This window comes from Stenotrophomonas pictorum JCM 9942, assembly GCF_001310775.1.
Taxonomy (GTDB): Bacteria; Pseudomonadota; Gammaproteobacteria; order Xanthomonadales; family Xanthomonadaceae; genus Stenotrophomonas; species Stenotrophomonas pictorum.
The window spans coordinates 1-9,955 of sequence record NZ_BAZI01000076.1 but is presented as its reverse complement, the minus strand read 5'-3'; the positions used below and the strand labels follow the sequence as shown (position 1 = coordinate 9,955).

Below are 9,955 nucleotides of genomic sequence, written 5' to 3'. Positions count from 1 at the left end.
CGCCGCAAGGCGTCTGCGGCGGCGGAACAGATCCCGGACGCAGCGCCGGAGTGACGTCCGCTGGGAGCTGCGGCAACCGGCAGACAGACGGCGCGGTGTCACGCGCCGTTGTCCTGGTGCCTCCGGCAATGACCGGGCATCAGGCCGCGGTATCGACCAGCACCAGCTCGGCATCTTCCAGCGCGCGCACCACGATCGTGTCCACGCCGCTGATCGCGGCGCCGTCGCGGGCCTCGATCAGCACGCCGTCGACTTCGACGTTGCCGGTGCTCGGCACCAGGTAGCCGTGACGGCTGGCATCGCTGAAACGGTATTCGGTGCTCTCCCCGGCCTTGAGCGTGGCGCCGGACACCCGCGCGTTGGCCCGGATCGGCAGCGCCTCGTCATCGCCGGGCAGGCCGCTGGCCAGCGCCACGAAACGGCCGGAACGCTCACCGCGCGGGAACGGCTTCGCGCCCCAGGCCGGGGTACCGCCGCGCTGCTCCGGGAAGATCCAGATCTGGAAGATACGGGTGACGCCCGGCTCCTGGTTGTATTCGGCATGGCGGATGCCGCTGCCGGCACTCATCACCTGCACATCGCCGGCCACGGTGCGGCCGCGGTTGCCCTGGTCGTCCTGGTGGCTGATCGCGCCTTCGCGCACGTAGGTGATGATCTCCATGTCCGCATGCGGATGCGGCGGGAAGCCGGCGCCGGCGGCGATGGTGTCGTCGTTCCACACCCGCAATGCGCCCCAGTGCATGCGCGCCGGATCGTGGTAACCGGCAAACGAAAAATGGTGCTTGGCATCGAGCCAGCCGTGATTGGCTCCCCCAAGGCTGGCGAACGGGCGACGTTCAATCATGGCGTGCTCCTGTGGAACGATGGATGTGAGGGGTGCAGTCTAGGGCGCGGCGCGTCCGGCAAAAACGCGCCCGGCGGCAAAGGATCATTTCCCTTTGCGAGATGATGTGCCGGACCGGCGGGACGCCTCACCGGCGCCGGTAGTGCCGCCCGGCCCTGCCCGCTCTGGGATCCGCCCGCATGCGCCCGGCCCATGATCGCGACGAAACCTTGCTGCGCGAAGCCGCCGCCACTCGGCAGCGCGGCAGCGAAACCGTCGGTGGCCGGCGGTTCCCGACCGACCGGCGCCTGCACGTCATCACGCACCGGTTCAATGGGCAAACCGGGAAAACCGGGATTCCGCTGGCGGATATCCTCCGGCGGCGGCGGTGCTGGACCCGGCTGTTCAATGTGGTTCCGCTGCTGCCCCATTCGCTGGCAGTGGAAACCGGCGACGGTGCTGGGCACTGTTTTGTGCCTCAGGGCCGCAAACCCTGGGCCCGGGCGATCCAGGGCACTGCTGCAACGGCAGGCAGTTTGAACGGTGCGGCCACCAGCGCGAGGTGGTCACGCAAGCGTGGTGTTGCCGGCGCCGTCTGAGCGCTGCGCCGGTCTCAGCGCGGCGCGATCGCCGGATAGGCCAGCAGCAGCACCAGATCCGCCTCGCCGTGCTGCTGCAGTGCATGCGTGCTGCCGGCGCGGGTCAGCAGCGCGTGACCCGCGCCGACGTCATAGTGCGTGCCATCGAGCACATAGCGGCCACGGCCGCTGACGATGTAGTAGATCTCGTCCTTGTGCTGCGGATGCAGGCCGATGCCGGCGCCTTTGTGCAGCACCCGCTTGCGCAGCACGAACGGCAGATCGGCCACGTCGGCAAAGAACGAATAGGCGGTGGTCGGACCGGCGCCGCCGTGCGGACCGGGTTGTTCGCGGGCGATGTCCTGTTCACGGATCACCTGTGAGCCGTGCGGGTTCGTCACCTCGATCTTCGGTACTGCTGCAGGCGAGGACAAAGCCAGGGCGGTTGCAGCGCTGCGGGGCGCTGTCGCTGTCGCTGTCGGCGACGAGGTGACCGCACCGCAATCGATATCGCGCTTCAGCATGGCCTTCATTTCCGGCTGCAGCTCCACCCAGCCCCGCATCACCAGACAGGCCACCGCGGTGGCACCGGCCGCGCTGAAATGGGTGCCATCGGCCTTGCCCTGCTCGGGCACGAACATGAAGTACGGCTGCGCGCCCTGCTCGCCCAGCGCGCGGATCCAGGCCATCGAGCTGGCATTGAGATCGATCAGCGGCACATTCTGCTCGCGCGCCAGCCGCTGCATTGACCGGGTGTAAAGCCCATGGGTGTCCAGCAGCGCGCCGAAGTCGTACAGCAGCCGCGCGACCGGGGTTATCAGCACCGGCGTGGCGCCCTTCGCGCGCGCGGTTGCCACATAGCGCGACAGCAACGCCGGGTAGTCGGTATCCGGATCGGTGTACCGCGTGGGGTCCTCGAACTTGGCGTCGTTGTGGCCGAACTGGATCAGCAGCACGTCGCCGGGCCGCAGTTCCTTTTCAATGGCCTGCAGGCGCCCTTCATTGAGGAAGCTGCGCGTGCTGCGCCCGCCGATGGCATGGTTGCGTACCTGCCACTGCCCCGGGTCCAGCCAGCTCTGCAGCATCTGCCCCCAGCCGGCCTGCGGCGCGCGCTCCGGGCCGTACGTGGCGGCGGTGGAATCGGCGGCGATAAAGACCCGCTGCGCGGGAGGGGCGGCGCTGGCGAGGCCGGCCAGCGACAGCAGCGCAAGCAGCAAGGGGACGTGGCGTTTCATCGGCATGGGCTCCGGCGGTGGAAGGTGAAACAACAAGGGCGCCGTTGGGCGCCCTTGTCTGCCCTGCAAGGGCGATACAGCTGCGGGCCGGCTTACTTGCCCAGCACGCCCTTCACGTAGGCGACGATGTCCGCGTCCTGGGCGTTGTCGAAGAACGCCTTCTGGAAGCGCTCGCCACCGACGGCCTGCTTCACCAGCTCCGGGTCGATCGCCTTCAGGCCTTCGATGAAGTCCTTCGAAGCGCCCTGCTTGACCTGCGCCAGGATGCCGGCATTGGCCATCTGCGATTCGCGACGCTCGGCCGGGTAACCCTGGCCGCGCTCACCGGCGAACGCCTTCTCGAAGATGTAGCGGATGTTGATTTCCGCGCCCCAGCCGAAGCCCTTGGCGAACGGCAGCGACAGCGCGTTGCCGCTGTTGACCTGGGCGAACAGGAACGCGTCGGTCGGCTCGATGCAGTAGCCGCAGAACACGCCCGGCCATGCGTTGAGCGACATCAGCGCGCCCTGGCCGGTACCGCAACCGGCGACGACGAAGTCCACGGCCTTGGAATTCAGCAGCAGCGCCGCGCAAATGCCTAGGTGGATGTAGGTCAGGCGGTGGTCGTTGTCACCGTCCATGCCGACGTTGAACACGGTGTGGCCCTGCGCGGCAGCCACCGTGTTGAGCTGTTCCAGCACCACCGGGTTCTTGGCGGCCTGGCTGAACTCCTGCATCAATGCGATTTTCATTGCGGAACTCTCTATTCAGTACGGGATTGCATGAAGCGTGCACGGCGGCGGCCGGCACGCGGGAAACGGGAATCAGCGCGCCAGCCAGCCACCATCGACCGGGATGATCGCGCCATTGACGTAGTCCGAGGCGCTGGACGCCAGGAACACGGCGGTGCCGCCGAGGTCTTCCGGCTTGCCCCAGCGACCGGCCGGGATGCGATCCAGGATCGCCTTGTTGCGGTCTTCATCGGCGCGCAGCTGCGCGGTGTTGTCGGTGGCCATGTAGCCCGGGGCGATGGCGTTGATGGTCACGCCCTTGCCGGCCCATTCGTTGGCCAGCAGGCGGGTGATGCCGGCGATGCCGCTCTTGGAAGCGGTGTAGGACGGCACCCGCACGCCGCCCTGGAAGGACAGCATCGAGGCGATGTTGATGATCTTGCCGCTGCCCTGGGCGATGAAATGCTTGCCGGCGGCCTGCGACATGAAGAACGCAGACTTGATGTTGACGTTCATCACGTCATCCCAGTCCTTCTCGCTGAAGTCCACCGCGTCGGCGCGACGGATCAGGCCGGCGTTGTTGACCAGGATGTCCAGCCGGCCGAGGCCGGCGAGGGTTTCGGCCACCACCCGCTCGACCGGCTCGATGCTGATCAGGTTGGCCTCGATATTGAGGAAGCGCCGGCCCAGCGCACGCACCTTCTCGGCGGTTTCATCGGCCGGCACGATGCCCGCGCCGGCGATGTCGGCGCCGGCGGCGGCCAGTGCCAGCGCGATGCCCTGGCCCAGGCCGGTATTGGCGCCGGTGACCAGCGCGACCTTGCCTTCAAGACTGAATGGATTCGTCATGGTGTTCCTCTCCCTGAAGCGGTGGTTCGGGTTCGTGATGCCGGCGGGGTCGCCGGAGGGGGTGCGCCGGCATTGCAGCCGCCGGTGCGGGCGTAGGCCAGGGCCTGACGGTGAGGTTCCGGCCCGTTCGCGGCCATTCTAGCCAATTATGGAAACCGGTGTCATTTTGCAGCGCAAGATCACACAAATCCATTGAAAACAAACTGTTGGGGGTTTAGTCCTGCGGCGGCTGGCAGGAATCGCGCACGATCAGGTGCGGACGCACGCTGGCCATCGGCAGCGGGCTGTGGCCCTCGGGCTGGATCAGCATCGCGGCCGCTGTTCGCCCGGTGTCACGGGTATTGCGGCGCACCGAGGTCAGCGACGGCCACAGCCGCGAGGCCAGCGGGCTGTCGTCGTAGCCCACGATCGACAGTTCCCGGGGAATGCTGATGCCGGCGCGCATGGCCACCTTGTACACGCCGGCGGCCATTTCATCGTTTCCAGTGAAGATCGCGGTCGGTCGCTGTTTGCCCAGCAACAGCTTCTCGGCCGCGGCCACACCCGATTCGAAGGTGTAGCCGGCCTCGATGATGCGCGCCGGCGGCAGTTCGATGCCGCGGTTGTGCAGGGCCTCGATGAAGCCGGCGGTGCGTTCATGCGCCGAGCGGTAGGCGGTCGGGCCGGTGATCAGCGCGATGTCGCGATGGCCCAGCGAGAGCAGGTAGTCGGCCGCTTCGGCCGCGCCATCGCGGTCGTGGGTGATCACCATCTGCGAGGTGTCATCCAGCGGCAGTGCGGCGATGCGGGTGAAGCGGCAGCCGATCTCCTCGAGCATGTCCGCCAGCGCCTGGTCTTCGGAGGCACGCGGGACCAGGATCACCCCATGCAGCTTCTGCTGCTGCACGAAACGCTTCACGCCTTCGATATAGCCGGGACTGCGCGTATCGCACGGATGCACCACCAGCTCGAAGCTGGAGCCGCGCAGCGCGTCCAGCGCACCGTTCTGCATGTCCACCACGTACTGCGCGGTGGGGTTGTCATAGACCATGCCGATCAGGAACGAGCGCCGGAACGCCAGCCCTCGGGCCAGCGGATCGGGCGCGTAGCCGACCTCGCGCATCAGCGCCTCGACCTTGTCGCGGGTGTCTTTGCGCACCAGCGGCGAGTTGTTGATGATCCGGGACACCGTCTTTTTGGAAACCCCGGACAGCCGCGCGATGTCATTGATCGTGGCGGGTCGTCCTACCGGGCGGGAGGTGGGGTCGGTGTCGGCTTTCTTGCGCAAGGCGATGTCCTTGAAACCGTTCAATACAGGCATTCTAGCGATCCGCGTTCAATCAAGAGCGCGGTAGCGGAACTGGCGGAAGTGCACCTTGCCGTCCCCCGCGGCGTAGATCGCCGGCTTCAGGGCAAGGAAGCCACCGGAGACATTGTGATGGTAGCCGGAGACTTCCATCTGAACGGGATACTTTTCCCAGTTCGTACCGTCGCGGGAACTGTGCACGGTGAGGATATGGCGGTTGTTGGTGACCCGCAGCCACAGCTTGCCGCCGGTGGCACTGGGCCGGGGCCGGGTGGGGCGCTCATCGCCGTAGCGGTGCAGGATGAAATCCTCGCCGTTGCTGCCGACCCCGGCATACAGGCGGTCGCTGTAGAACAGCAGCGCGCCGCCGAAGGCGCCCGGTTCGATCTCCATTTCCACCTCGAACTGGTAGGCCACATCCCCGGCGATGGCGGTCAGCGGCGAGGCATCGCGCGGGGTGCGGCCCTTGCCCTGCAGGGTCAGGCCGTCCTTGCCGAAGCCCAGCCGCTGGTACTCGTCCTGCGCCGGGTTGAAGAACGACCACTGCGCGCCGAGCGTGTCGCCGCGGAAGTCGTCCGACAGCGCCATGCCATGCGCCTGCGACTGGCCGGCCGGCTTGGCCAGCGGACGGGCCAGATCGCCGCCCTTGGCCACGAACCAGCCGTCCTTTGTCCATTCGATAGGCTCCAGCAGCATCTGCCGGCCCAGCGTCCAGTAACCGTTCTCGTAGCCGTGATAGACCATCCAGTCGCGGCCGTCCGTGCCTTCGACAATCGTGGCGTGGCCGCGCGACCACCACGGCTCGGCGCGGCTGACGGTGCGCGTGATCGGATTGTGCGGCGAGTTCTCCCACGGCCCGTGGATCGAACGCGAACGCGCGGTGATCACCATGTGCCCGGTCGGCGGGCCGGCGGTGCCGCCCACCGCGGTGGTCATGTAGTACCAGCCGGCGCGGAAGCTGATCTTCGGGCCTTCCTGGGCGTAGGCTTCCACGTCCCAGCTTTGCGGATAACGCCAGCCGTCATAGACGTGCTTCGGTTGCCCGACCACGCTCAGGCCGTCGTCGGCCAGCTGCACGTAATCACCGCCGGACAGGAACAGGTAGCGCTTGCCGTCTTCGCCCACCGCGTGGCCCGGGTCGATGTACTTGCCCAGGCCGATCTCGACCGGCTCGCTCCACGGGCCGCGGATGTCATCGGCCCACACCACCCAGTTGCTGCGCAGGTTGCCTTCGGTGCCGCCCACGCGCGCCGGGAAATAGATGAAGTAACGGCCCTGGTGCTTGACGATGTCCGGCGCCCAGATCGAGCCGACATTCGTGCGGATCGCATGGCCCAGCGGCTGCCAGTTCACCAGATCGCGCGAGTGCCAGATCGGCAGGCCGGGATAGGCATCGAACGAGGACAGGGTGAGGTAGTAGTCGTCACCATCCTTGAGCACCGACGGATCGGGACGGTCGCCGGCCAGTACCGGATTGAGGAAACTGCCATTGCCCAGATCGGCCTGGCGCTGGTGTTCGATGCCGCGCTTCCAGGGGGAGGGCGCCTCCTGGGCCAGCGCCGGGGCGGCGGCCAGCAGGCAACCGAGGGCCAGCGCGGCCAGGCTACGGGTCACGTTCATTCTCTTCTCCACAGGCAGGGGGCCGGGGCCCCGATCATCAGACAGCCGGAACGGTGCGCCCGCAGGCACGCCCGCCCCGTCGTTGCATCAGCTGCGCAGCAGCGCCGGCAGCCACAGCGACATGCCGGGGAACAGCGTCACCACCAGCAGCACCGCCAGCCCGGCCAGCCAGAACGGCCAGATGGTCTTCATGCTTTCACCGACGCTGATCTTGCCGATCGCGGTGCCGATGAACAGCACCGAGCCCACCGGCGGCGTGACCAGCCCCAGGCCACCGGTCAGCACCAGCACCAGGCCGAAGTGGATCGGATCGATGCCATAGGCCTTGGCCACCGGCAGGAAGATCGGCGTGCAGATCAGGATCAGCGGCGCCAGGTCCATGAAGGTGCCCAGCAGCAGCAGCATCACCACGATCATCAGCAGTACCGCGTACTTGCTGTGGGCGAAGGACTGCAGGAACTCCACCGCGGCGGCCGGCACCTGCAGGTAGGCCAGCAACCAGCCGAACACGGCGGCGGTGGCGATCACGAACAGGATCACACCGGTACTGCGTGCGGCATGCACCACCGTTTCCATGAACTCCTTGATGCGCAGCTGGCGGTACAGCACGGCGGTGACCAGCAGCGCGTAGACCACCGCGATCGCCGCCGATTCGACTGCGGTGAAGATGCCGGCGCGGATGCCGAAGAAGATCAGCCCCACCAGCCCCAGGCCGGGCAGGGCGGCGATCAGGCGGGTGAACACCGCACGCATGCCCGGGAACGGCTCCACGCCGTAGCCGCGGCTGCGCGCCACCGCATAGCCGGTGACCATCAGCACCACGGTCATCAGCAGCGCCGGCACGATGCCGGCCGCGAACAGGTCGGCGATGGACAGGCCGCCGCCGGCCGCGGCCGAGAACAGGATCAGGTTGTGCGAGGGCGGCACCAGCAGCGCCACCAGCGCCGCAGTGATGCTGACGTTGACCGCGAAGTCGCGGTCGTAACCGCGCTTGACCATCTGCGGGATCATCGTGCCGCCGACCGCCGAGACATCGGCGATGGCCGAACCGGAGACACCGCCGAAGAACAGCGAGGACAGGATCGAGACCTGGCCCAGGCCGCCGCGCAGGCGCCCGACCAGCGAGGAGGCCAGCGCGATCAGGCGCTCGGAGATACCGCCGCGCATCATGATTTCACCGGCGAAGATGAACAGCGGAATGGCGATCAGCGAGGCCGAACCGGTACCGGCGGAGATCTGCTGCACCAGCACGATGCTGGGCAGGTCCAGGTACAGCAGGGTGGCCAGCGAGGCCGCGGCCAGCGCATAGGCCACCGGCACGCCGATCAGCAACAGCACGCCGAACACGGCAAACAGGATTGCGATACCCATGGTTCAGCGGTCTCCTTCAACAGCGGCGGCGGCCATGGCCACGTCCACGCGCAGCGACAGCAGCAGGCGGTTGAGCGCGAACACCGCCATCAGCGCCCCGCCGAGGCTCAGCGGCAGGTAGTTCACGCTCTGCGGCAACGCGGCGCCAGCAGTCTTGATGTGCAGGCCGTCGCTCCACAGCAGCCAGCCCCAGACGGCGATGAAACCGCCGATGGTGGCGATGATCAGCGGCACCAGCGCCTCGACCAGGCGCCGGAACAGCGGGTTCATGTGCTCGGCCAGCAGGTAGAAACCGAAGTGGCGGTTGGTGTGCACGCCGGCGGCGGCGCCCATGCTCATCGTCGTGCTCAGCAGCAGCAGCGTCACCGGCTCGGTCCAGCTGGGCGAATCGTTGATCACGTAGCGGGCGAACACCTGCCAGCCCTGCACCACGACCAGCCCGAGCAGGGCGAGCACGGCGATATGGATGACCACCGTGGCCAACTGCTCGAGCAGCTTCTGCGGGCCGGTCAGGATCGGAGTTGCGTTGGAATCGGACATCAGGACGGACCTCAGGCGAAATCGCGGATGCGGCGGTGGAGGGCGGCGATCTCCGGCTGCTGCAGGTACTGCCGCAGCAACGGCGCGGCCGCCGCACGGAAGGCCGCCATATCCACCGCGTTGGTCTCCACTCCAGCCGCCAGCACCGCCTGCCGCGCCTTGTCCTCGGAGGCGTCCCAGGCGCTGCGCATCTGCTGCACCGACTGCCGCGCCAGCTCCAGCAGCAGGCCACGGTCGGCCGGGCTCAGCGCCTCCAGGCTGCGGCGCGACATCAGCAGGATGTCCGGCGCGTAGGAGTGCTCGCTCTGCGACCAGTAGCGGGCCGCCTCGAAATGGCGGCTGGAATGGAAGCTGCGCATGTTGTTCTCGGCGCCGTCGATCATGTGCGTCTCCATGCCGGAGAACGTGTCGCCCAGCGACATCGGCGTCGGGTTGGCGCCGAACAGGCGCATCAGCTGCAGGAAGATGTCCGAGCTGGCCACCCGCAGCTTCAGCCCGTGCAGCTGCCTGGGCTCCACGATCGGATGCTTGGTGTTGTAGAAGGAGCGCGCGCCGCAGTCGTAGATCGCCAGCCCGACCAGATCGCGGCTCTCGAAGCCGCGCAGCACGTCCTCGGCGATGCCGCTGTCCAGCGCGTGGCGCATGTGCGCGACCGAGTCGAACACGTACGGCAGGCACAGCGCGCGGGTCAGCGGGAAAGCGTTGTTGAGCGCGCCCGAATACACCCGGGTGATGTCGATCGCGCCGAACCGGGCCATGTCGATGGCCTCGGACTCGCGGCCGAGCTGGCCGGAGTGGTACTGGTTCAGGCGCAGCCGGCCGCCGGTATGCAGTTCGAGCTGCTGGCCGATCCATTTGACCGCGGTGACCGTGGGGTAGTCGGCCACATGCACGTCGGTGGCGGTCAACAGCTGGCCGCCACGGCCGGCATTGCCGCCGCCGGC

10 protein-coding genes are annotated in these 9,955 nt (G+C 67.6%); 1 reads left to right on the top strand and 9 read right to left on the bottom strand.

The window, feature by feature from the left end:
• Positions 1-139 precede the first annotated feature (139 nt).
• On the bottom strand, positions 140-844 hold the full coding sequence (locus JCM9942_RS06145; protein WP_054658447.1) for a pirin family protein: 705 nt from the start codon (positions 842-844) through the stop codon (positions 140-142).
• Between the two features lie 179 nt (positions 845-1,023).
• On the opposite strand from JCM9942_RS06145, the gene JCM9942_RS06140 reads away from it, so the two are divergent.
• Positions 1,024-1,422 carry a hypothetical protein gene (locus JCM9942_RS06140; protein ID WP_054658445.1) on the top strand — a complete coding sequence of 133 codons (399 nt, stop codon included), beginning with the start codon at positions 1,024-1,026 and terminating at the stop codon, positions 1,420-1,422.
• Between the two features lie 14 nt (positions 1,423-1,436).
• Here the strand turns inward: JCM9942_RS06140 and JCM9942_RS06135 are convergent, their stop codons facing one another.
• The 8 genes from JCM9942_RS06135 to JCM9942_RS06100 all read right to left on the bottom strand — a co-directional run.
• A complete protein-coding gene (locus JCM9942_RS06135; protein ID WP_054658443.1) occupies positions 1,437-2,642 on the bottom strand; it encodes a GDSL-type esterase/lipase family protein in 1,206 nt (401 codons plus the stop codon).
• An 86-nt stretch (positions 2,643-2,728) separates the two neighbouring features.
• Positions 2,729-3,367 (bottom strand): RpiB/LacA/LacB family sugar-phosphate isomerase, encoded by a 639-nt coding sequence (locus tag JCM9942_RS06130; protein WP_054658441.1) that lies wholly within the window; start codon positions 3,365-3,367, stop codon positions 2,729-2,731.
• Positions 3,368-3,439: 72 nt separating this feature from the next.
• Positions 3,440-4,195 (bottom strand): 2-dehydro-3-deoxy-D-gluconate 5-dehydrogenase KduD, encoded by a 756-nt coding sequence (gene kduD, locus JCM9942_RS06125; protein WP_054658439.1) that lies wholly within the window; start codon positions 4,193-4,195, stop codon positions 3,440-3,442.
• A gap of 214 nt (positions 4,196-4,409) precedes the next feature.
• Positions 4,410-5,495, bottom strand: a complete 1,086-nt coding sequence (locus JCM9942_RS06120) for a LacI family DNA-binding transcriptional regulator (protein ID WP_241772641.1) — start codon at positions 5,493-5,495, stop codon at positions 4,410-4,412.
• A gap of 15 nt (positions 5,496-5,510) precedes the next feature.
• On the bottom strand, positions 5,511-7,100 hold the full coding sequence (locus tag JCM9942_RS06115) for a family 43 glycosylhydrolase (RefSeq protein WP_054658437.1): 1,590 nt from the start codon (positions 7,098-7,100) through the stop codon (positions 5,511-5,513).
• A gap of 87 nt (positions 7,101-7,187) precedes the next feature.
• Positions 7,188-8,471, bottom strand: coding sequence for a TRAP transporter large permease (locus JCM9942_RS06110; RefSeq protein WP_054658435.1), 1,284 nt, complete (start codon positions 8,469-8,471; stop codon positions 7,188-7,190).
• A 3-nt stretch (positions 8,472-8,474) separates the two neighbouring features.
• Complete coding sequence (locus JCM9942_RS06105; RefSeq protein ID WP_054658433.1) at positions 8,475-9,011, bottom strand: TRAP transporter small permease; 537 nt, start codon at positions 9,009-9,011, stop codon at positions 8,475-8,477.
• Between the two features lie 11 nt (positions 9,012-9,022).
• The coding region (locus tag JCM9942_RS06100; RefSeq protein ID WP_054658431.1) for a TRAP transporter substrate-binding protein at positions 9,023-9,955 on the bottom strand (933 nt) is incomplete at its 5' end.

Bases quoted from the DNA above. Each gene is read 5' to 3' on its own strand.
- JCM9942_RS06145 (WP_054658447.1), bottom strand. From the start codon at position 844: ATGATTGAACGTCGCCCGTTCGCCAGCCTTGGGGGAGCCAATCACGGC.
- JCM9942_RS06140 (WP_054658445.1), top strand. From the start codon at position 1,024: ATGCGCCCGGCCCATGATCGCGACGAAACCTTGCTGCGCGAAGCCGCC.
- JCM9942_RS06135 (WP_054658443.1), bottom strand. From the start codon at position 2,642: ATGCCGATGAAACGCCACGTCCCCTTGCTGCTTGCGCTGCTGTCGCTG.
- JCM9942_RS06130 (WP_054658441.1), bottom strand. From the start codon at position 3,367: ATGAAAATCGCATTGATGCAGGAGTTCAGCCAGGCCGCCAAGAACCCG.
- kduD (WP_054658439.1), bottom strand. From the start codon at position 4,195: ATGACGAATCCATTCAGTCTTGAAGGCAAGGTCGCGCTGGTCACCGGC.
- JCM9942_RS06120 (WP_241772641.1), bottom strand. From the start codon at position 5,495: ATGCCTGTATTGAACGGTTTCAAGGACATCGCCTTGCGCAAGAAAGCC.
- JCM9942_RS06115 (WP_054658437.1), bottom strand. From the start codon at position 7,100: ATGAACGTGACCCGTAGCCTGGCCGCGCTGGCCCTCGGTTGCCTGCTG.
- JCM9942_RS06110 (WP_054658435.1), bottom strand. From the start codon at position 8,471: ATGGGTATCGCAATCCTGTTTGCCGTGTTCGGCGTGCTGTTGCTGATC.
- JCM9942_RS06105 (WP_054658433.1), bottom strand. From the start codon at position 9,011: ATGTCCGATTCCAACGCAACTCCGATCCTGACCGGCCCGCAGAAGCTG.